This is a genomic window from Entomoplasma freundtii (assembly GCF_002804205.1).
GTDB classification, from domain to species: Bacteria; Bacillota_I; Bacilli_A; order Mycoplasmatales; family Mycoplasmataceae; genus Williamsoniiplasma; species Williamsoniiplasma freundtii.
In genome coordinates this window covers 252,856-276,018 of record NZ_CP024962.1, presented here as the reverse complement: position 1 = coordinate 276,018, position 23,163 = coordinate 252,856, and the positions used below count along the sequence as shown (strand labels likewise).

Sequence of the window (23,163 nt, the reverse complement as noted above, 5' to 3'; positions counted from 1 at the left end):
CTGGATTTGTTAACAAAATGGTGCCCTCTGTCGGGGTCGAACCGACACGAGTCTCCTCGTCAGATTTTGAGTCTGATGCGTCTGCCAATTCCGCCAAGAGGGCAACTTAATAATATTTTACAACAAAAATACAAAAAACGTTTAGAATTAATCCTAAGGAATTGATAGAAAATGAAAAAAAGAGCGATTTTAGTTTATGTTTTTTTAATTTTATGAATTTGTGTTTGGACCACAGTCACCGGGATTTTAGTTTATTTTACTGGCAATAAAGTTTATTACATTTGTTTAACAGTTGTCGTTCTTTCTTTCTTTAATTTGGTTTGGTGAAGTTTTATTAAAACCCAAAAACGAGTTCTTGATAAATTTACGAAATTAAGTTTTGGTCTTACACTAAATTTACCTGCAGTTCTATTTGCAATGGGTTTTCGAAATAAATTGGTGGCAAATGAAATTAAAATTCATGGATCAGCTAAAACATTAGATTTAGAAAAAGAATTAGCCGAGCAATCTTTAACCGATTGAGAGAAATTACGAATTGTAGAAAAGTTAAAAAGAAAAAGAACTAATAATCGACAAAAAATTAACCCTAATTTTCCAGAAGAAAATTTATCAATATTATTACAAACCTATAACCAATACTTATTGGCCCAAATACTTAAACAAAACCCAAGTCTCTATGATACGTATGAAATTAATGAAAAAATGAAGCAATCAATTGGTATCGACACTTTGGACTTAATTAATTTGGAAAAATTTATTGCTGTGGCCGATGACTGAACTACTTTTGAAAACCAAAATGCCGAACAATTAATGGCCTTTTTTACCCCTCTAAAACCAGAACAAATTTTTGAAAATCATAAATTAAATCGTGTCGACAATATTATTTTTGTCCGTCATAAATTAAATTTGCCTTTTGAATAAAACTTTACCTATAAAATAATACTAAAGATTATAAACAATTTGACTAAACAAATAATTAACCAACGTACTCCGAGTCGTCTCTAAAATCGAACTTCTTTTAGAATAATCGACAATGATTTTTTCTTTGTAAACAGGAAATTTATGGCGTTGAGATGGTGAACAAAACACATAAATATTTTTTGTTTTCATCGTAGCTAACTGATAATAATTAACAACATATTGATTATCTAAACCGAAAGCAACAATTAAACAAATATCATTTTCCGTAAGATTACGCAATCAAATGGCGTTAGTTTTTCGTTGCAAATTAATGAAGGCTTCGTAGCCCAAAAGTTGAAGTTCACTAATAAATAATTCGGTATTAAATAATTGTTGATAACAACTTATTGCATAAATTTTGTTTTTTTCATGAATGTCATTAATTAAATTTGTCATTTTGGAAACTTGTTGATCAATTAAATCCAGCGATTCATCAATAAGATGACGATAGTTTGTTTTTAAATGGTTTTTTTGGTCAGGATTTATCGAATGTCGTTGCGAAAAATCATAATATTCCGATTCAACCTTTAACCGAATTACTAATTCTTTAAAACCATTATAACCATATTTTTTGGCAAAAGCAGTTAATACTGATTCTGCACAATGCACTTGATCGGCACATTTTTTTGACGTGGGGGTTTGTTTTTTTTCAAGGCAATTTAGAAGATAATTAGCGATTTCGGCATAAGTTGGATTTTCTAGATTATTACTAATAAATGTTAATTTTTCTTTTATTGATTGAAACATCTGACCATTACTCCATGTTGTTATTTTACTTTCGTTTTTGCGAACTACTTCATACACATCATATTCTACTTCCAATGAAGCGAATAGTTTCTAATAATAATCGTGGAGGTAGAATATGCTTAAATTTCCGAAAAATTTTGAATTTGGAGCTTCAATTAGCGCTTTACAAACCGAAGGGCACGGCTGTACCAAAACTGGTCTAAATACTTTTGATGCCTTTTTTGATAAAAGTCCAGAGTTATTTTTTAATCAAGTTGGTCCTCAATTAACTTGTGATATAACAACATATTATAAAGAAGATATAGCGATGTTTAAAACCATCGGTTTTGATTCATTACGAACAGGTTTTGCTTGAGCTAGATTGTTTCCCGATGGAGAAACACTCAATGAAGAAGCAGTTATTTTTTACCACGATTATATTCGTGAATATAAAAAAAATCATATCAAACTCTATATGACATTATTTCATTTTGATATGCCGCTTTGAGCCTATCAAGAAGGCGGTTGATCCTCAAGAAAAGTAATTAACAAGTTTGTTAAATATGCAGAATTTGTCTTCAAAGAATTCCATGATGAAGTGGATTGTTTTGTCACCTTCAATGAGCCTCTCGTTCCGGTATTTGAAGGCTACTTAGGAAAACGTCATTATCCTGGAATTTGAAATCCGCAAGAAGCTATCAAACAGGCTTATGGTATTTTTTTAGCTCATTCAAAAGTCATTAAATTGTATCGTAAACTGAAATTAAAAAAACCAATTGGGGTTGTTTATAACTGAAATTATACATATCCATTGTCAAATAAACCGCAAGATTTAAAAGCCGCTCAACTCCATGATGCATATGTGAACCGAGGACCCTTAGATATCATGTTTAATGGCAAAATTAGCAGTCTTCTAATTGAATCTTTAAAAGAATACAACTTATTACCACCATATAGCACCGAAGAAATTGCAATTATCAAGGATACTAAAATAGATTTTCTTGGAATAAATTATTACTTTCCGACTCGTGTGCGCCAAGTAGATAACATAAAGTCGGCAAGGTGGGGGTTGGAAGAAGTGGTAGCAGAAATCCCTAAGACAGCTAACGTGAATCCTTTTCGAGGTTGAGAAATCTATCCTGAAGCTCTTTATGATATTGGAATGACTATCAAAAATGAGTTTCACAATATTCCATGATACATTGCGGAAAACGGGATTGGGGTAGAAAATGAAGAAAGTTATCGAGATCAATCAGGTTTAATTCAAGATGATTATCGAATCAAATTTTTAACTAATCATTTACAAATTATTAAAGAAGTAATGAATCAAGGCTCGAATTGTTTTGGATATCATATGTGAGCCGCCTTAGATTGTTGGAGTTTTCGTAATGCTTTTAAAAATCGTTACGGTTTTATTGAGGTCGATTTGACTGATATGAGTCGACGATTTAAAAAATCAGCTTTTTGGTATCAAGAACTAATTAAAAACAAAGAGGTTCACGATGAAAACACCCACTAGTAAATATAAGGAATCGGTTAAAGAACTTTTTGAATCTCTTGGAGGATATAACAACATTGAGTATTTCACTCATTGCATGACTCGAATGCGTTTTCATTTAAAAGATTGAACAATTATAAATGAAGAAAAAATTAAAAAAGATAACCAACTTATGGGCGTTAGTAAATCAATCGCTACTGGTGAGTTCCAAGTAATTATTGGTACAGATGTTCAATCTTTCTATAAAGATTTTTGCAAAATAAACGGTTTCGAAGAGGATGGTAAAAATCGCAGTCACCTTAATGCTAAACAAACCGATTTTCTTGTCAAACAAAGTAGCGAAATCGCCGCAATGAAAAAAGCACATCGCAAAGGTGGCCATCACCTTACAGCCTTTCTTTCCTTTATTGGCAAGGTTTTTTCACCAATAGTTATCCCTATGATTGGTTATGGACTGCTCCTAACTATTTGGTCATTATTAACGGTTGACTGAAATGGTCCCAAAACAAGTTTAGCGGCAACTTCTCATTTTTTTGGTGAATTCGCGGAGATATTAGGAATTTTAACTGGTAGCTTTACATTATTTATCACAATCGTTTTGGGCTATACAGTCTTTAAAGCTATGGGTGGCAACGTGATTTATGGCTTAATAATTGCCATAGTTTTAACCGCACCAGGTCTCATAAATATGGGTGATGTCAAGGTTCCTGATGGTGAATCTATTATAAGCGTTTACCCTGGTTGGACATTGTTTGGAAAGGGAATTACCTATCCATTTAAAATTAATTATAATGGCTTAATAATTCCTATTATCATCGTCCTAAGTGTTGGTGTTTTAATTGAGCGATCTTGCGATCGTATCAAGAATTCAACTGCCAAAATGATTATTTCTCCTATAGTAATTATTGGCGGTGGTTATCTATTCGGACTTTTCATTATGGCACCAATTGGTATGCTCTTCACCAATTATTTATCAATTGGAATTAATTGATTATCAACACACTACGTAGCCAAATATATTGCCATGCCTATAGTGGGCGCTTTATATGGTCCTTTAGTAATTACTGGTTTACACCACTCATTGACACCAATCATTTTGCAAGGGCAAGCTGCTTACGGCGGCACTAATTTGCAAGGACTCATTACAATTTCCAATATTACACAAGGTGTTTCAACAATTGCCTTTGTTTGCGTTCATCGTCGTATTCGTAATTTGAAAAATGTTGGAGTATCAAACGGCATTTCTGCCATTATTGGAGGAATTACCGAGCCCTCATTATATACCGTCAATTTAAAACACCTATTTCCTTTAATTGGTTGTTCGATAGGCGTCTTTTCTGGGTCACTTTTATTTGTAGCTTCAAATACTTTTGCTTTGCAAGGGGCCTCATCTATTTTCGGTATTTTAATGTTTCAACATATAGCCCCACTCAAAACAGGCGTTATTACTTGAATTGGGGGTGGTTACCTATGAGGAACACTATCAATACTATTATCTATATCTGTCGCCTTCTCAACTACTTTTATCTTAGGTAAAACCAAATACTTTTGAAATAGATCACGAAATATTTTATTAGAAGACTTTGGTGAAGATATTGAAGAACTCAAAAAGTTTACAAAATTAGAATGAAACCAAAAATTATTAATTGAAAAAAATAATAATTTGGAAAAAAAGAAAACTTTGAAATAAATAAAAACCGTCCTTAGAAGGACGGTTTTTATTAAAAAATAAATTTTTATTATTAATAATTTATAACTAGGTATAACTAGGCGATTTTATCTTGTTTCTTTAGAGATTTTAAAGTACGAGCTGAAACTTTGATTGTATAAACTCTTCCCTTGTCATCAGTCACTTTTACCTTTTGCAGGTTTAGGTTTCATTTTCTTTTAGTTGCATTTAAAGCGTGAGATCTTGAGTTCCCAGTTAGAGCCGCTTTTCCTGTCAATGAATCTTTTCTTGCCATTTCTTTCACCTCGTTTTATTTCTACAATACCTAACAAATAATACTTGAAAAAAGTAAATAAAGCAAGAGAGAAAAAAGTAAGCTTTTAGAAACTATTTGAAAAAAATGAAGATTTGCGTTATCAAAAGTGGTTGATTTAGGCACTTTTGATTTGAAAAAAGAAGTTTTAAGCAATTATGCTAAAATATGGTAGTGAAAGTTGGTGATTTCATGAAAAACATTGATAAGTCAATTATCAAGGTAATTAAAGAAGCTGTTATTACAGTTCCGGGGGTAAGTTCATTTGCAAATTACAATCCGGATGATAATCACAAACTTGCAACAGCAAATATTGATAATGCTGTTGAATTCATGACTACCGATGACTTTACGCGTTTTCGAATCCATGTGATTTTGATTAGTGGCGTAAATATTAAAGATGTAATCAACGAAGTACAAATTCGTGTTAAATATGAATTAGAAAAAATGTCCAACTTTGCGGCTAAATATCTTGTTGATGTCGTTGTGGACGATATGCTGTTAAACTAAAACTTTTTTGCGTTTTCCAAAAAAGTAAATAAAGATAATCTAGGGGACAAAATTAACTTATGAAGACAACTCAAAAAGAGAAATTAATAAACATGATTGCTAGTGGAGTAAACGACCTCCATAACAATTATCCCCATATTGATAAATTAAATGTTTTTCCTGTACCCGATGGGGACACTGGAACAAATATGAACCTAACTGCTACCAATGGTTTTAATGAAATTAAGGATGCGGAGTTAGATTCAATTGGTCAAATTTTGGCCACTTTTTCACGTGGGTTGATCATGGGCGCGAGGGGTAACTCGGGAGTCATTTTCTCCCAAATTGTAAAAGGTTTATCTCAAGGAATGAAAAATTCTGAAGATTTGAGTCCTAAAGAATGAAAAAAAGGTCTAAACGCAGCCACCGAAATTGCTTACAAAGCAGTAATGAAACCAATTGAGGGGACAATTTTAACTGTTATTCGCGAAACAAGTGAGCAAGCTAACAAACTACCTGATGACATGGATGTCAAAGAATTTTGAAAGAAAATTGTTCAATATGCTAACCAATCCTTGGAAAACACACCTAATCTACTGAAAGCTCTAAAGGACGTTGGTGTTGTTGATTCAGGCGGATATGGCTTAGTTAAATTTTTAGAGGGAATTGCAAATTATGTCATTAACGATAAAGTGACGCCACGCTTAGCACAATTAGAAACCAATGAAGGCGGCAATTTAACGATGGACCTAATGGAAAAGGAGTTTGGTTATTGCACCGAAACCATCGTCCTCCTCAGACCTGAGTGAGTAAATAAACTCCAAGTGAATACTATTCGGGATCAACTTCAACTTTATGGAAATACTTCAAGTGTAGTGGTCATTGATGACGATATTTTGAAAGTGCATACTCATGCTTTAAATCCTGGTCAAGTTTTAATTTTCTTACAACAGTATGGTGATTTTCAAACAGTGAAGGTTGAAAACATGAACTTGCAAGCTGAGCGCCAAGTGACTCAAAAAACAACAAGTAACAAAATGCCAAAATGAACCGAAAACTCTAAAATAACTCCTAAACGAAGTTTAGCAAATGAACAAGCAACGATTGCTGTCGTGGCTAGTGAACAACTAAAATATTATTTTGAAAATGAATTGGGAATTGATTTAGCTATTGATGGCGGTTCAATGATGAACCCTTCGACCAATGATTTCTTAAAAGCCATTGAGCAAGTGGATGCCAAAAGTGTTTTAATCATGCCTAATAACTCAAACGTGTTATTAACTGCTCGTCAAGCCGAAAAAGAAGAACATAAGTCAAAAGTTTTCGTAATCCCCACAAAAACTATTCAACAAGGGATGGCATCTGCTTTGAACTTTGATCCAAGTGCCAGTCCACAAAAAAATAATACAAATTTAACGCGGGCAATTAAAAGTGTCACTTCCTTTAATATCTCTCAAGCCGCCAAAGATTCAGTGGTTGATGGGGTTACTATCAAAAAGGATGACTATATGGGAATTGTTGATGGTCACATTATGATGAGCGTACCTTCACTTAATGTAATTTTTGAAAAATGCTTAAGTCGATACATTACAAACCGCACAGAAATTATTACTGTTTTTACCGGTCAAGAATCTGACGCCAAAAGTATTAGTGACCTTCGTAAATATCTTGATGAAAACTATGATATTGAGTACGAAATTATTGAAGGTGGTCAAAAAATCTTTAACTTCTTGATTAGCATTGAGTAAAAGAGAGCAACGCCAAACGTTGCTTTTTTTTCATAATTAAAACCGAAAAATATAAAATAAAAAAGAAATCAGAGGAGAAACCAAGCATGCATAAAATTGCTTTTGATGTAATGGGTTCAGACAAAGGACTAATCCCAGCCATTAATGCTGGTCTACATTTTTTACAAAATCACCACGATGTTGAAATTTTTTTTGTTGGTAACCAAAAGGCTATTGAAAACCATTTAGCCACTGTGCCAAATTGCCCTAAAAATTACCAAATAATTGATACCCCAGAAGTTATTGGGATGGATGGCGGAATTATGGATATTCGTCGTAAGCCTGATTCTTCGCTGGTGAAAGCTTTAGAATTAGTTAAAAATAAAAGTGTTGACGGAATGTTAACAGGAGGAAGTTCAGCAGCGTTTATTGCGGGAGCCCATTTTATCTTAGGAGAGTTTGAAGGAGTTGGTAAACCTGGTTTTATGCCTACTTGACCAACAATTGTTGAAAATCATACTGTCCTCTTTTTAGATGCTGGAGCCAATACAGATAATAGTGCTCAAGATCTTTATAACTTTGCCAAAATGGCTACGATTTATGCCCAAACTGTTCTTCATCAAGAAAGACCACGTGTTTCTCTTTTGAATATTGGCGAAGAAAAGTCTAAAGGTAAAGATGTTCATCGTGAAGCTTACGAACTTTTGAAAGCTGATCAAAAACTTAATTTTCAAGGTAATATTGAGGCTCGTGAAATGATTAGTGGGTCAACCGATATTATCGTTACTGATGGTTTTAGTGGCAACATTGCTTTAAAAGCGATGGAAGGTGCTTTAAAGAACTTAATGAAAGTAATTAAAACAACCTTGACAAAAAGCTTAATTCGTAAAATTCCAGCCTTATTTCTAAAAAAGGCCTTCAAAGAAGTTGGCACAAAGTTTGACTATAAAAATTATGCTGGTGCAATTTTATTGGGAGTAAACGGCGTTGTTTTCAAATCCCATGGTTCAAGTGATGAGCAAGCATTTGGTTCAACGTTAAGAATGACTTATGAAGCCATCCAAGGCGATGTCTTAGCTAAAATAAAAACAAAAATGGAGGTCGAAAGTTAATAATGAGTTTTGAAGAATTCCTTAATCACTACGGAATCAAAATTAAAAATCGGCACTTCTATGATGAGGCTTTGACTCATAATTCCTTTGCCAACGAAAAACATCTTGATTACACTTACCAACGCTTAGAATTTTTAGGGGATGCTGTTTTGCAAAAATATGCGAGCCTTTACTTTTTTCAAAATTATCCAAAATGGCCTGAAGGTAAATTAACAAAAAATCGTTCTAATCTTGTTCGCGAAGAAAGTCTTGCTGAAGTAGCCCGATCATTAAACATTGGGAAATATATCCGTTTAGGTCAGGGAGAAATTAATAGCCGTGGTTTTGATAAAGACTCCATCTTAGCTGATGTATTTGAATCTTTAACTGGCGCTATTTACTTAGATCAAGGTGAAGCCAAAACCTTGAAGTGATTGCAAAGTACACTTTTTAAAATTATGGATAAAGCTGAATTTAAAAATAAAACTTACGATTATAAATCAGAACTTCAAGAACTTTTGCAAGCGGAAAATCGTCATGATTTAAAATATGTCTTGGAAAGCCAGGAAGTTTTCCCAAGCGAAAATCGTACCGAGTATACAATCTCAATTCAACTTGATAACCAAAAATTTGGAATTGGTAAAGGCTTTTCTAAAGCGCAAGCCGAACAAGCAGCAGCCCAAGATTGTTTGTCGAAAATGAAAAACATCACCAAAAAAGAGGCAAAAATATCAAAGTCCAAATAATAGACTGAATTTTTTCAAGAAGATTTAAGAATTATTCAAATGGCATACAATTTGAATACTAAATTAAGGAGAGAGCTATGTTGTTTTTAAAACAAATTCGCGCACACGGTTTTAAATCATTTGCCGAATTAACAGTTCTAGATTTTACTCATGAGATGGTGGGCATTGTTGGTCCGAATGGAAGTGGAAAATCAAACATTACTGATGCCATTCGTTGAGCCTTAGGCGAACAATCATCAAAATCACTTCGTGGAGCTGGTCTTGATGATGTCGTCTTTTCAGGAAGTGCTAATTTACCTCCTCAGGAAACTGCTGAAGTAACCTTAGTTTTTGACAATAGTACGAATGTTTTTCAAAAATGGGCTACCCCTTTAGTCGAAATCACTCGTCGTTTTAATAAGAAAACTCGTGATAGCGATTTTTATATTAATAATGAACGAGTAAAATTAAAAGAAATCCAAGATTTGGCTTTAGAAACTGGCTTAACAAAATCAAGTATTGCCATAATTTCTCAAGGAACGATTTCTAAATTTGCTGAAGCAAAGCCTGATGAACGTCGGGAAATTTTTGATGAAGCAGCTGGGGTTGCTAAATATAAACGCCGCAAACGAGAAGCCCAAACGAAATTAATTAAGGCTATGGAAAATTATCACCGGGCAAATGATTTAACGCTTGAAATTGAAAAACGTTTACCTAATTTAGAACGCCAAGCTCATAAAGCGCGTTTAGCGGAAGCCAAAAAGACCGAGCTCCAACAATTTGAAAAGTCTATTTTGACTTTAGATGTCCAAAGTTACCAAAAACGAATTGGCGAAATTATGGAATTTTTGCCAAACATAGAAACTGAAGTTCGTCAATTAACTAATGATTTACAACAATCAGAAACAGAATTAAATGAACTTCTTAAGGATAATAGTTTATCAGGTAATACGATTAGCAATTTAAATCAGGACTTTCAAAAACTTGTTGAGAAAATCAGCGACTTAAAAATTCAGAAAACTGCAGCCGAAGAACACGAAAACCAACAAAAACAAAATAATAGTTTTGCAAATCTCCAAGCCGATAAAACCCAAAGAGATTTCGCCAATATTAAAAATGCTCAACAAATGGAAACAGATCGAATTCGTGAAGCGAAAAATAATTTTGACCGCTTAAACGAACAATATGATGCTGTTAACAACAAATACCAAAACTTGCGGCAAGAATTGGAACAATTGCAAAATACAGAAGGTCCACTAACCTATCGTCTGACTCAACTTCGAAACCAAAAAGTTCGCGGGTTTGATAAAAGTCAAGGTTATCAAGCCATTATTAATAACCAAAAAAATCTTCCCGGAGTGATTGGTTCTTTAAAGGATTTGGTAAGCGTTGATGAACAATACCAAATCGCTATTTCTGCTGTTATCGCTAATACTTTAAACGCCATTGTGATGCGCACAAATGCGGATGTCAAAGCCTCAGTAAATTTTTTGCGAACCAACCAACTTGGTAGAGTCACTTTTTTACCTTTGGATACCTTAACTCCTTCCACAATTACCGGCTCAACAGCAACAATGATTGCTAATCAAAAGGGCTTTCTTGGCTTTGCTAACCAAATAGTAAAAATTAAAGCGGAGTACCAAATAGCTTTGGATTATGCCTTAGGTACGGTAATTGTCGTTAACGAGTATGATGACGCTATCCAAATGGCCCAAACAATTCAAAATCGTTTTAATATCGTTAGTTTGACTGGCGATAGAATTTTGCCACGTGGAGCGATTGTTGGAGGCCAAAACAAGACGTCAAATCTTTTTCAGACGCCTAGAGGTCAAGAAAGTAATTTAGTTGACTTAGAAAACCAATTAGCCAATCTTTATGAAGCTCTTAAAATTAAAGGTCAAGCCCTACACGAAACTAAAATTGCTCGTGATGGCCTTCGTGACGAGGTTAATGAATGTCAATCACGAATTAGTATCGGTAATCACCAAATTCAGCAATATCAAAAGCAACTTCAAGATTTAAATAACCAATATTTAGCTTTAACTGGAAAAAGTTTATTAGGTAATTCAAGCCAAGCCCAACAAACACTTGCGTCAGTAAGGTTAGCAAAAGAAATTCTTAAATGCGAAAGTCAACGTGATGATTTGCAAAATCACATTAACAAGATTACTTTGGCTAAAAATAAATATGCTGAACGTCAACAAGAGTTAAATACAGCCAATCAAGCAAAGCGAGAAATTTTAAATAACAAGCGTAGTCATTTAACTTCGGCACAACAAGAACTAACGTTAATTGAAAAAGATAATAGTGCTAAATTAGCTAAACTCCAAGCTGACTATGGTTTAACCCTAGAAACAGTCTTGAACCAAAAGGTTGAAGGCTTTACTGATGAGGAAAAAGTTCGTGAAAGAATTAGTATTTTAATCCAAGAACTAAGAAATTTAGGAAATGTTAATTACGATTCCATTGCTGAATATCAGACTGAAAAAGAACGTTATGATTACTTTAAGCAAGAACTTGAAAGTCTTTTCCAAGGGATGAAAAACTTCGAAAATATTATTAAAAGTATTGACCAAGAAATGGAAACCCAATTCAAACAAGTTGTTGATGACGTTAATACTGTCCTACCAGAAGTTTTCCAAAAACTTTTTGGCGGTGGTGATGCTAATTTAAAATACACTGATCCGGACAATATTTTAGAAACCGGAATCGAGATTCGTGTTAATCCTCCAGGGAAAAAAATTACCAACATCAACCTTTTATCAGGTGGTGAAAAATCCCTCGTTGCCCTTTCGGTGCTTTTTTCGATTTTAAAAGTTCGTCCATTACCACTTGTGATTTTAGATGAAGCTGAAGCTCCATTGGACCCAGCCAATGTCGAACGGTTTGCTCGATATGTTCGCCATTTTACTAAAGATAGCCAATTTTTAATCGTGACTCATCGTGAAGGAACGATGGAAAACTGCGATATTCTTTACGGAGTTACCATGGAGACCCAAGGAGTCACGAAAATGGTCAAGATCAAGTTAGTAGAAGCAAAACAATTAGGAATCTCTGAGCAACAAGTGACCGCTTAAAAAAATTGAGGGTTAGTTGGAGATTTTGTTATAATGAATTTAATTAATTTAACCGGAGAGATTTAAATGAATAAAAAATTTTTGATAACATTTTCTTTTTTGTTATCAATTATCCTTGGTTTATGAATTTGAACCTTGGCTATTCCGCACGACATTATTGATATTGGAGGGTCTGCTAGCGTTGACCCTTTGATGCAAAAAATAACGATTCGCTACCAAAAAGAGAAAAAGAAAAAGTTTATTTATTCTTCAACTGGAAGTAATACCGGAATCACTAATTTAAAAAAACACGTTTATGAAGTAGCCTTTATCTCAAAAGATGTTCCTCAAGAAGATTTTGACCAAGAAGTGAAACAAATCACTCTTGATGATTTCTTAGATGGCGCTGGTAACCTAAGCGAAACTGCTTTTATCGAAAAAATGCAAAGTAAAGGCGAAGGTTTTTTTTATCTTAATTTTGCTAACGACCCCCTTGTGTTTATCTACAATATTGATAGAACTGGACTCACTCCAGAAATGTTTCATAATATCCAATTTAATTTAACGGATGACAATAAGTTAGTAAGTAATACTTTGTTAAAAAAAATCTATGAGCACAATAATCCTGATGACTTAATTTCTTGGTATGATTTAGCAAAATTTTTCCCAATGGATGATATTGATGTCGGAGCCTTAGAGAAAGTTAATAAAAAATTATATGTTCAACCTTATTCATCAACTCCCGGTTCAGGAACTTGATCATCATTTGAAAAATTAACTAATGGTGTAAAACCCGGAGGAGCCACCAACATTTATGGTAATAACGGAAGTATTTTTTACCAAATTTCTAAATCACCTGGAGCGTTTGGATATGTTTCAATGGGTTATGCCCAAAATATTTACAAATATAAAAACCTCCAAAGCGTTTTCATTCATAAGGGTGGCTCAATTTGGGATGTAAAAAACGATGGAGCCCTTAATCCTGAAGGAAAACCTTATCCTTTAACAAGACCTTTTAATGCGTTGCTTCATAACAATCCCCAAAATAAAAAGATGACCGATATTTTAAAATTTGTTTACTGGTTTGCAACGAGTCCAGCAGTAAAAGATATCTATAAAGAAGAAGGTTTATCCCAACAAATCATTAATGAAATCAAAAATTTACCACAACCAAATGCGGAATTTTATTTTATTTTTCATATAAACGAATTTTACCAATTGGAGAATTGGCAACGAGGTAAACAATGGCAATAATACATCAAAAAAAATCGCCAAATCCGGTTTTAACGCCGCCTAAAGAACCAAAAAATTTTGATGTCGCCACAGCAAAAGCGAAAAAAAGAGCCATTAATGCTATTTCTTTCAAAGTTTTAATTTATGTTCTCACTATTTTGATTGTTGCTTTAATTTTCTTTTTGATTGGTTATATCATTTATAGTTCAGTCCCAATGTATCGTTATACTAGTTTTTGAAAATTTATTTTTACCGCAAATTGAAAGCCTAAGGATAATCAGTTCGGGATTGGGATGATTATCGGGATGACTTTGATGTTATTATTCATCACCATGCTTTTTGCAGTCCCACTCACAATTTTCTCAACAGTTTTCATTATCGAATACCTCTCAAAACGAGGTCAAAAAATCGCCATTACCTTAATTCAGTTGTTAGCTGGAATTCCTTCTGTCGTTTTTGGTCTTTTTGCTCGTGAATATATCGGGGCTTTATTTCGTTTAATGGGTGCCCCTTCAAATGATAATTTAATGGTCGCCGCGTTAACAATGACCTTTATGGCGATACCAACGATGGTCAGCCTAAGCTACAATGCTTTAAAAAGTGTGCCGGAAGGTTATCGTTATGGTAGTTTAGCCTTAGGGATTAGTCGTGAAAAAACCGCTTTTACAATTATTCTGCGATCAGCGTCAACGAAAATCATTACCGCTGTTATTTTAGGAATTTCGCGTGTTATTGGTGAAACAATGGCGATTATGATGATTGCTGGAAATGCCTCTGGTGGTTTTGATAATAGTAGTTTCTCTGGTTTCTTGTTTTCTTCAATCCGAACTTTAGCTTCCACTATTGGACTAGAAATCTCGGAGACCTCAAGTTCACAGCATAAAGCTGCGCTATTTGCTATTGCTACTTTTTTATTCATTATGGTCTTTTTAATCAATTTAACGGTTTTGATGCTTTCAAACATCAGTCGTTCACATAGTCAACGTGCTAATAAATTACGTCAAAAAGCACAATTAAAAATCGCTAATGAAGAAATGGCGGTGCAAAAAAGACAAAAGGTAGAGCAAACGAAGAGCAAACGACAAATTAAAACCGTTCATTTTAAAAAACCGCTTTTAGCCTCTAGTCATAATCAAGATGAGGACTTAAAAAGTTATCACCCCACTTATTCAGCAACCGAATTAGGAATGATGGTTAATTTAAAAACCAAAAATAAATTTTGAAAAAAAGCTTATTCAATCATGATGCTTTTCCTAATGGGTCTTTCAGTAGCTATCGTCTTATTTTTCATTATTTGAATTTTGGGAACGATTATTATCAAGGGTTTAATTGCACTAGGAACACCATCAGCCTTTATTAGTATTAATGGTCAAGACGGAATTTTCGCCGCTTTGTTCACCACAATACTTTTAGTAGTAGCTACCCTATTCTTCGCTATTCCGTTAGCTTTAGCTGCTGCTATTTATCTTTTTGAATATGCTAACCCTGCTTCATGAGTTACCAAAAGTTTACGTTTTATCATTAATCTCTTATCATCAACGCCATCAATTATTTTCGGAATTTTTGGGTTGCAAGTATTTATCGTGTTACTAAAACTACCGTTTAGTATTTTTGCCTCCTCATTAACGATGACTATCGTTATCTTGCCAATGTTGATTACCAACTTTGAAGATGCGCTCTCAAGTGTCCCTGAAGGTTACCGCGAAGCCGGAGCGGGGTTGGGAATGACAAATTTACAACAACTTTTCCGTATCATTTTGCCATACGCGCGGGAAGGTTTAATGACAGGAATCATTTTAGCGATGGCCCGCATCATTGGGGAATCAGCCCCTGTCTATCTAACATTAGGAACCGCTATTAGAATGCCTGCCGAAGGTTTCTTAAGTCAAGGCGCCACTTTAACAACTGCCATTTATATGCTTGCTGCGGAAGCTCAACCAGGAAAAGGCCAAGAATCAATTTATTTGCTTGCGCTCATTACCGTGCTTTTGGTCTTTGCTTTGAATATTGGAATCCAGAAAATCGCTACCTTCTTTACGAAAAATAATGATTCGTCCGGTTCTCATTTAGTCACCTTAAAAGCAAAAATGAAAAATATATCCCACAAGTTCCAAAGCTTTAGTTTTGAACGTTGACGAATTCGTCAACGCGCTTCATGAAGAAATTTCAAAAAACGTGTTAAATATTTTGGAAAATGATTAAAATTGAGACTAAGTTGAAAACACATAAAAGAAACTTATCAAGCTTGACGCGAAAGACGGCAAAAGTTTAATAAAATTAAAAAGAAGGAGGAAATTTAATCCATGGAAGAACAGTTATTGGCGGTTATAGACAACGAGAATTCAGATACGCTTGATAAAACCACCCGGATTAAAAGCACTCCTCCGAAACGGAAAGAAATTATCACTGTTAAAAACTTTGACTTTTTTTACAATAAAGGCAAAACCAAGATTCTTTGAGACATCAATATGAAAATTCGGGAAAACTATGTCACCGCCTTTATTGGTCCTTCAGGATCAGGAAAATCGACTTTATTAAGGTCGATTAACCGGATGAACGATTTGACTCCTGGCCATTTATACGAAGGAGAAATCAATGTTTTTGACCATAACATTTTTTCACCTCGAACCGATGTACCGGAATTACGCTCTGAAGTGGGGATGGTTTTCCAAAAAGCAAACCCTTTCCCATTATCAATTTACGATAATGTTGTTTATGGTCCCAAACTTCAAGGTATCAAAGATCACAAAATTTTAGATCAAATTTGTGAAGATGCCCTTAAAAAGGCAGCACTTTGGGATGAAGTAAAAGATATTTTAAATGCCTCCGCTTTAGGCTTAAGTGGCGGGCAACAACAACGACTTTGCATTGCCCGCGCAATTGCCATGCGACCGAAAATTCTACTTATGGATGAACCAACATCTGCTTTAGACCCGATTGCGACACTAAAAATCGAGGAACTGATTCTAGAACTGAAAAAAGATTATACAATTATTTTAGTGACCCACTCTTTACAACAAGCAACCCATGTTAGCGATATGACTGCCTTTTTCTTGAAAGGCCATTTAATTGAGTATTCACGTACCAAAAAACTTTTTACCAACCCAAAAGACCAAAGAACTGAGGATTTTATTTCTGGACGTTACGAATAAAATTGCCAACGACTGCCTTAAACTCTAAAGAAAACTGGTTTCAAAATAGAAGCAGTTTGGTTTTTAAACCAAACCGGAAAATAGAGGAGGCTGAATGAAGTGTCATTAAACAAAATTTTAGATAGTGATATTCGTCAAATTAAAAATCGCATCGAGGAATTAATTGAAGAAACCAAAATTCAATATGTCCTTTCTTATGAAGCGCTCCGTACTAGTAATTACGATTTAGTATTGGAAGCCATTACGAATGAGCGCAATATTAATAGTTTACAAAACGACTTTACAAATGTTGCCCTCTGGAAACTTGCGAAACAACAAATGGTAGCAAGCGATTTACGCTTGACTGTAGGTTCAATCCTCATCGGTCGAGAAATCGAAATTATTGCCGATTATGCTAAATGAACTTGTAAGTTTTTTATTAAGTACAAACCAAGCCCTGAAGAAATTGTGGCCTTAACAGAAATGTTTGAATTACTAATCCAAATGCTTGATTTGGTAGCTAAGTTAACTGATAGTTTTAATCTTGAACAAAAGAACCATCTTTTAGAGTTGCAAAACACCTTAAATAATAAATTTAAAGAATATAACTTGTTACTCTTCCAAAAAGCTCGAAATGTCAACGGCGAAAAAGAAGCCAAAACTTTAATGGCCGAAATTCGTCAAATTGCCAACCTCGAACGTGCCGGGGAACATTTAGTTGCCATTCAAGAAATCTTGAATTTTATTCGAACTGGTAAATTTGAAGATATTTCCGAAACTTTAATTAATCAAAGTGCTTAAGATTAGCCAATCAACCCTTGTCCTCTCGTGACTGGCGGTTGATTTTTTGGTTTTTTGGGTCTTTTTTAGTAAAATAAAGGCGTATATTAAACAGAATGGAGATTATTATGGGATTTTGAAGTAACTTAAAACAAAAAAGGGAAGAAAAGAAATGTGCGTTAGCAGAAGATGTTAACGAGTGTTTAGAAAAAGTCCGTCATAAACATGGCTCTCGTCGTGCTCGTGCCGATTATTCAAAAGCCTTAGAAGAAAATGATAAGGCCCGTTTTAATCATGCTATTGTTGAAGACATTGATGCTGAAATCAAACGTACTTGTCAACAACTTGATGATTTAATCGAAGATCCACATATTCACTCACAAGGTTTTATTTCCCCAAAACAAGGGGTTCACGTTTTCGCTAAAGAGTTAGTGGAGCGTAATACTTATATTCCAGAAACTGAAAAAAAAAAGCCTCGTCACAAGGCACAGACACCGAGCAACTAAGTCCCAAAGGGACAAAAGTCTCAGCCAATAATGAGGAATTAAGTCCCCGCGAGGTTAAACGCCGTCGTCGGGATGCTTTAAAAAAAGAGCGTTTAGAAAAAGCCATGCTAAAAAGCGCCATGACTTTTTCAAAAGATATTCAAAAACTTTCTAAAAAATATCAAGAGACTGATGAAGAATTCTTTGAGGAATTAGAGGAAATTTTAATTCGCACTGATATGGGCATGGAATTAGTTCTCAAGATTTCTCATAATTTACAAAAAAAAGCAAAAAAATTATCCATTTCTGAACTTAAAGAGGCACTTGTTGAAGAATTATATAATGCTTATGATATTCGTCATCATGGTAATTCCGAATTAAACTTTAAACCGGGGCGTACCAACATTTTCATGTTGGTAGGAGTTAACGGCACTGGTAAAACCACTTCCTTAGCCAAAATTGCTAATTATTATTTAGAAAATGACGCTAAAGTGATGATTATCGCTGCGGATACTTTCCGGGCTGGAGCAGTGGAACAATTAGAAGAGTGAAACCGTAACCGGTTAGATAACCAAGTCACCATTGTCAAAGGAAAATCTAAGCAAGATCCTTCGTCGGTGATTTTTGATGGTCTTCAAAAAGCTAAGGAGGATAATTTTGACATTGTCCTAATTGACACAGCGGGACGTTTGCAAAACAAGGTTAATTTGATGGCTGAATTGAAAAAAATGTATGATGTCGTCCACAAATTCGATAAAAGCGGTCCTCACGAAGTACTTTTAACAATTGATGCAACTACTGGCCAAAACGGAATTAGTCAAGCAAACGAATTCAAAGACATTACTGATGTTTCTGGACTAATTTTGACCAAAATGGATGGAACGAGCAAAGGTGGAATTGCTTTAGCTATTAAAGATAAAATGCAAATTCCGGTGAAAATGGTTGGTATTGGTGAAAATGTTGATGATTTAATTCCTTTTGATGTTGAAGATTACCTATATGGTTTGGTTGAAGGCTTCATGGAAGAAGAAGTACACAATAAAGAAACGAAAGTAGTTGATAAAAACGATGCCAAAGGTTAGAGCACAAAATAACTTCGCTTTGGCCGAACTATTAGCTATTTACGAAAGTTTGCTTTCGAAAAAACAAGTCCTATATTTAAATCTTTATCTTAATGAGGATTTATCGCTGCAAGAAATTGCTGACAATTACCAAGTATCAAAAAATGCCGTTTATGATTCAATTCAAAAAGCCACTGCTAATCTTCACAAATGAGAAACTAATTTGCACTTAAAAACTTACCAAGATCAACAAAGTCAGCAAGAAGCAATTTACCAAAAATTTAAAGAGTCAACTAATCCTGAAATTCAGGCAATTCTTAAACTTTTGAAAAATAAAGTTGCTTAAGATAAGGAGTCAAAATGAAAATTTTAATGATTGGCGATATTTTTGGTGAAGTTGGCCGCAAAGCGATAAAAAAGAATTTGCCACAACTAATTCAAAAGCAAAAAATTGATTTTGTCGTTGCCAATGGCGAAAACGCCACTCACGGAAAATCAATTATCGAAAAACACTTTCAAGAATTAAAGGCACTTGGCGTTGATGTGGTAACAAGTGGTAACCATATTTTTAAGCAAAAAAGTGTCCTTGAGTATATTCAAAATGAGCCAACATTGTTGCGTCCACTTAATATGACAAGTTACCTTCCAGGCCATGGTTTTTGCGTGGTGGAAAAAAAGCATAAACGAGTTGGCGTGCTTAACTTAATGGGGACTAGTTTTATGGATCATGTAAATAATCCATATGAAGCAATGGACCAATTTTTGAAACAAAAAAAAGCTTATGATATTTTATTAATTGACTTTCATGCAGAAGCTAGTGCTGAAAAGATGGCCTTCGCCTGAAATTATGATGGTCAAGTAACCGCCTTTGTCGGTACTCATACTCATGTCCAAACCGCCGATAGTCGTCTGCTTCCCAAAGGAACTGCTTACATTACTGACTTAGGGATGACCGGACCTTATAATTCCATAATTGGAGCCAACCCTGAACAAGTAATCCATAAAGAAAAAACTGGTTTGCCAAGTCGTTTCGAACCCGCTTCAGGCCCAGCTCAATTTTGTGGGGTGATTATTGAGGTGGATGAGAAAACAAACCAAGCCACTAAAATTGAGAACCTTTTTTTACATCTTTAAACATAGAAAAGCCATCTAACAAGGAGTCAAAATGCTTCAAACTCAAATCAAAACAAACCATTCAATCGGAACTTTTTTAGTTCAAAATGGTTGGATTCCTAAAGTTCAATTAGTCGGAATTATTGTTGGTATTGGTTTTGGAGTTATGGTTCTGGTTTTTTTGTTGCTTCGCTATTATCATTGCAAATCATTTAAAAGTCGAAACCCAATAACTCAGGCTCCGGAATTGGTCGACCAAAAATACTTTATTGCTCAAGACGGTTACCAGTTAACTTGGTTTGGACAAATTAATCCGAAAGGTGAAAAAATTATTTTAGCACTTCACGATGTAGGCATGAGTAGTCATGATTTCACGGCTTTAGCTAATTATTTTCAACAGACTAATGCTTTAGTTTCGGTCGTGAGTTATGACCAACGTAATTCAGGTAATAATAAACTTGAAACAAAACAACGTCACCTTGGTAATTCCCTCCAAGATCTAAAAGCGATTACGACTTTCCTTCTCCAACAATATCCGCATCAAGAGTTAATCATCTTAGCCGAAGGTAAAGCCTATGAATTGGCACATTATGTTTATCGCCGTCAACCGCAGTTAAAACGCTTAGTGGTGGCTGGACTTGTGAGCCATGATCCTTACCAAAAACGTTTTTCTCATCATTGAAATTTAACTATTGGTAAGTTTTTGAAACCACAAAAAGCAATGGCGTTAGTAGGTCAAAGTGCTGATTTGACTAATGATGTTGATTTCCAACACGAAATTAATGAAAATATGGCTAAATGCGGTTTTTTGTCAACGTTAGAAGTTTCACAATGACACCATTTAAGTCGCTATAATCGCCAGCATAAAATTGGCAAAGAACAAAAAATCTTTATTTTACAACCGCAAAATGACATTTATACTCATCCTAAAAAAACCACAAAAACGTTAAAAAAAATTGAAGCCACACAATTAGTAATCAATTATTTTCCAGCCCAGAAACACTACCTTTTAAACGAACCAGATAAGGTGAAAGTTTTTGAAGTTTTAAATAATTGGCTATAATCAATTTCAAAAGGTTTTTATATAATTATTTATAGTACGACTACTAATATTAGTTATCAATAGTTTAGTATTTAATTCCTAAGCAATTTTGAATAGCGAGTTAAGTTAATGAGAGATATAAACTAGCCAACAGTAGCCTAATGAAAAACTACGTAAAAACTATAAGTGAGAAAGCAAAGTAAGGATTGTTAATTATGCGAAAATTATTTACAAGTGAATCTGTCAGTGAGGGGCATCCTGATAAGATTTGCGATCAAATTAGTGATGCCATTTTAGATGAGGCCTTGAAACAAGACCCATTGGCCAAAGTAGCTTGTGAGGTTTTCACGACAACTAACTTCGTCTTAATCGGGGGGCAAATTTCAACAAAGGCAAACCTTGATTATGCGGAAATTGCTCGGGGAGTACTAAGAAAAGTTGGTTATATTGACCCACAATTTGGCATTGATGCCGAGACTGCTGAAATAAAAGTACTTATCGAACCACAGTCAGAAGATATTGCCCAGGGTATCGAATTAGGCAACCAAGTAATTGGGGCTGGTGACCAAGGGATTATGTTTGGTTATGCGACAAATGAATCAAAAACCTTCTTACCATTAGCTTCGACATTAGCACATGAACTAGTTTACTTAGCTTCTAAGTTACGTAAACAAGGCACTTTTAAGTGGGCAAGACCAGATATGAAATCACAAGTAACAATCGATTATTCAACTGACCAACCTCAAATCGATACTATTCTAATGTCGATTCAACATGACCCTGACTATGATTACCAAGAATTTATCAAGTTTGTTAAAACAGAAATTATGGATAAGGTTGCCAAAGATTTTGGCTTAAATACAGATTTCAAAGTTTTAATTAATCCGACTGGTAAGTTTGTTATTGGTGGTCCTCAGGGTGACACGGGCCTTACAGGAAGAAAAATTATTGTTGATACCTACGGCGGTTATGCTCGTCATGGGGGTGGGGCCTTTTCTGGGAAAGATGCGACGAAAGTGGACCGCACTGCTGCCTATATGGCACGCTATGCTGCCAAAAACCTTGTTGCTGCTGGCTTAGCCGATCGTTTAGAAATCCAAGTCAGTTATGCAATTGGTAAACCAGAGCCAGTCTCGATTTTTGTTGAAACTTTTGGTACTGAACATGTTCCTGAAAATATTATTATGGAGGCCCTATTAGCAAATTTTGACTTTTCGGTTTCGAAAATGATTGATACCTTAAAGTTACGTCAACCAATTTTTCTAAAAACCGCGACTTATGGTCACTATGGTAAGGATGAATTTCCTTGAGAAAAACTTGATAAAGTCGAAGTTTTAAAAACATATTTAAAGACTCAAACAAAATTAAAAAAATAGGAATTAAAGATATGAAATTAGAAGTAATTGCCAAATCATTAGATGATATTATTTTAATCAACCAATCAAAAGCTGACCGCGTTGAGTACTGTCGCGATTTAGAAGTTGGTGGTTTAACACCAAGCCATGCTGACATCAAAGCAGTCACTGCTTTAGCTAAAGTTCCTGTCAACGTGATGGTACGACCTCATGACCAAGGTTATGTTTATACTGAAGAAGAATTTCAACAAATCCTAAATGATATTGACTTCATTGCCAATGAAACTAAAGCCGCAGGGATTGTCCTTGGTTTCTTAACACCAGATGGAGAAGTGGACTTTAATCGTTTGCAGCAAGCGGTGACTCATGCCAAAGATAAAACTGTTACTTTTCACCGAGCTTTTCAAGAAGTAAAAAACCAATTAGAAGCTTTACCAAAAATGGAAGCCTTAGGAATCCATTGTATTTTGACTTCTGGTCGCGAAAATATTAATGAATCACTTTCCTTTTTGAAAACTTTAACAGATTCTACCAAAATTAATATTTTGGGTGGAGGCGGAGTGAACTTTGCCAACATCGGTCAAGTGAAAGGGGTTGTTGACGAAATTCACGTTGGCACTGCTATTCGTGAAGCCAATAATTGGGAGGCGCCAATTTCAATTACCAAAATTAATGAGCTTAAAGCTTGTTTAGAAAACTAGAAAGTTGT

General features: G+C 34.7%; 21 protein-coding genes and 1 tRNA gene. 19 read left to right on the top strand and 3 right to left on the bottom strand.

The window, feature by feature from the left end; genetic code table 4:
• Positions 1-18: 18 nt before the first annotated feature.
• Positions 19-103: transfer RNA gene (locus EFREU_RS01215), tRNA-Leu, on the bottom strand.
• Positions 104-171: 68 nt separating this feature from the next.
• Between EFREU_RS01215 and EFREU_RS01210 the strand changes: the two genes are divergently transcribed.
• The gene (locus EFREU_RS01210; protein WP_100609213.1) at positions 172-921 is read left to right on the top strand and encodes a hypothetical protein; all 750 of its coding nucleotides are present in this window, start codon (positions 172-174) and stop codon (positions 919-921) included.
• Positions 922-942: 21 nt separating this feature from the next.
• Here the strand turns inward: EFREU_RS01210 and EFREU_RS01205 are convergent, their stop codons facing one another.
• A complete protein-coding gene (locus EFREU_RS01205) occupies positions 943-1,707 on the bottom strand; it encodes a MurR/RpiR family transcriptional regulator (RefSeq protein ID WP_100609212.1) in 765 nt (254 codons plus the stop codon).
• A 115-nt stretch (positions 1,708-1,822) separates the two neighbouring features.
• Between EFREU_RS01205 and EFREU_RS01200 the strand changes: the two genes are divergently transcribed.
• Both EFREU_RS01200 and EFREU_RS01195 read left to right on the top strand, forming a co-directional pair.
• Positions 1,823-3,205: a glycoside hydrolase family 1 protein gene (locus EFREU_RS01200; protein ID WP_100609211.1), complete on the top strand. Its 1,383-nt coding sequence runs from the start codon at positions 1,823-1,825 to the stop codon at positions 3,203-3,205.
• The gene (locus EFREU_RS01195; RefSeq protein WP_100609210.1) at positions 3,189-4,874 is read left to right on the top strand and encodes a PTS transporter subunit EIIB; all 1,686 of its coding nucleotides are present in this window, start codon (positions 3,189-3,191) and stop codon (positions 4,872-4,874) included. Before EFREU_RS01200 ends, EFREU_RS01195 begins: the two co-directional genes overlap by 17 nt.
• A 76-nt stretch (positions 4,875-4,950) precedes the next feature.
• Here EFREU_RS01195 and rpmB read toward each other — a convergent pair whose 3' ends face one another.
• Positions 4,951-5,148: a 50S ribosomal protein L28 gene (gene rpmB / locus EFREU_RS01190; RefSeq protein ID WP_100609209.1), complete on the bottom strand. Its 198-nt coding sequence runs from the start codon at positions 5,146-5,148 to the stop codon at positions 4,951-4,953.
• A 210-nt stretch (positions 5,149-5,358) separates the two neighbouring features.
• On the opposite strand from rpmB, the gene EFREU_RS01185 reads away from it, so the two are divergent.
• From EFREU_RS01185 to EFREU_RS01110, 16 genes are all read left to right on the top strand, one after another.
• Positions 5,359-5,676, top strand: coding sequence for an Asp23/Gls24 family envelope stress response protein (locus EFREU_RS01185; protein WP_100609813.1), 318 nt, complete (start codon positions 5,359-5,361; stop codon positions 5,674-5,676).
• A 59-nt stretch (positions 5,677-5,735) separates the two neighbouring features.
• Positions 5,736-7,403, top strand: coding sequence for a DAK2 domain-containing protein (locus EFREU_RS01180; protein ID WP_100609208.1), 1,668 nt, complete (start codon positions 5,736-5,738; stop codon positions 7,401-7,403).
• An 86-nt stretch (positions 7,404-7,489) separates the two neighbouring features.
• Positions 7,490-8,494, top strand: a complete 1,005-nt coding sequence (plsX, locus tag EFREU_RS01175) for a phosphate acyltransferase PlsX (RefSeq protein ID WP_100609207.1) — start codon at positions 7,490-7,492, stop codon at positions 8,492-8,494.
• Between the two features lie 2 nt (positions 8,495-8,496).
• Entirely contained in the window at positions 8,497-9,219 is a 723-nt protein-coding gene (gene rnc, locus EFREU_RS01170) for a ribonuclease III (RefSeq protein ID WP_100609206.1), read from the top strand.
• A gap of 77 nt (positions 9,220-9,296) precedes the next feature.
• A complete protein-coding gene (locus tag EFREU_RS01165) occupies positions 9,297-12,275 on the top strand; it encodes an AAA family ATPase (RefSeq protein ID WP_100609205.1) in 2,979 nt (992 codons plus the stop codon).
• 66 nt (positions 12,276-12,341) lie between these two features.
• Entirely contained in the window at positions 12,342-13,508 is a 1,167-nt protein-coding gene (gene ptsS, locus EFREU_RS01160; protein WP_100609204.1) for a phosphate ABC transporter substrate-binding protein, read from the top strand.
• Positions 13,499-15,787, top strand: a complete 2,289-nt coding sequence (pstA, locus tag EFREU_RS01155) for a phosphate ABC transporter permease PstA (RefSeq protein WP_100609203.1) — start codon at positions 13,499-13,501, stop codon at positions 15,785-15,787. The genes ptsS and pstA overlap by 10 nt, the downstream gene beginning before the upstream one ends.
• A gap of 3 nt (positions 15,788-15,790) precedes the next feature.
• A complete protein-coding gene (gene pstB, locus EFREU_RS01150; RefSeq protein ID WP_100609202.1) occupies positions 15,791-16,639 on the top strand; it encodes a phosphate ABC transporter ATP-binding protein PstB in 849 nt (282 codons plus the stop codon).
• Positions 16,640-16,738: 99 nt separating this feature from the next.
• A complete protein-coding gene (locus tag EFREU_RS01145) occupies positions 16,739-17,419 on the top strand; it encodes a PhoU domain-containing protein (RefSeq protein WP_100609201.1) in 681 nt (226 codons plus the stop codon).
• Positions 17,420-17,526: 107 nt separating this feature from the next.
• Positions 17,527-17,904, top strand: a complete 378-nt coding sequence (locus EFREU_RS01140; RefSeq protein WP_100609200.1) for a hypothetical protein — start codon at positions 17,527-17,529, stop codon at positions 17,902-17,904.
• 38 nt (positions 17,905-17,942) lie between these two features.
• The gene (ftsY, locus tag EFREU_RS01135) at positions 17,943-18,965 is read left to right on the top strand and encodes a signal recognition particle-docking protein FtsY (protein ID WP_456298194.1); all 1,023 of its coding nucleotides are present in this window, start codon (positions 17,943-17,945) and stop codon (positions 18,963-18,965) included.
• On the top strand, positions 18,952-19,290 hold the full coding sequence (gene ylxM, locus EFREU_RS01130) for a YlxM family DNA-binding protein (protein WP_198507962.1): 339 nt from the start codon (positions 18,952-18,954) through the stop codon (positions 19,288-19,290). The genes ftsY and ylxM overlap by 14 nt, the downstream gene beginning before the upstream one ends.
• A 14-nt stretch (positions 19,291-19,304) precedes the next feature.
• Entirely contained in the window at positions 19,305-20,078 is a 774-nt protein-coding gene (locus EFREU_RS01125) for a TIGR00282 family metallophosphoesterase (RefSeq protein ID WP_100609198.1), read from the top strand.
• Positions 20,079-20,109: 31 nt separating this feature from the next.
• On the top strand, positions 20,110-21,120 hold the full coding sequence (locus tag EFREU_RS01120) for a serine aminopeptidase domain-containing protein (protein ID WP_100609197.1): 1,011 nt from the start codon (positions 20,110-20,112) through the stop codon (positions 21,118-21,120).
• 194 nt (positions 21,121-21,314) lie between these two features.
• Entirely contained in the window at positions 21,315-22,475 is a 1,161-nt protein-coding gene (metK, locus tag EFREU_RS01115; protein WP_100609196.1) for a methionine adenosyltransferase, read from the top strand.
• A gap of 11 nt (positions 22,476-22,486) precedes the next feature.
• The gene (locus EFREU_RS01110; RefSeq protein WP_100609195.1) at positions 22,487-23,155 is read left to right on the top strand and encodes a copper homeostasis protein CutC; all 669 of its coding nucleotides are present in this window, start codon (positions 22,487-22,489) and stop codon (positions 23,153-23,155) included.
• Positions 23,156-23,163: the final 8 nt, after the last annotated feature.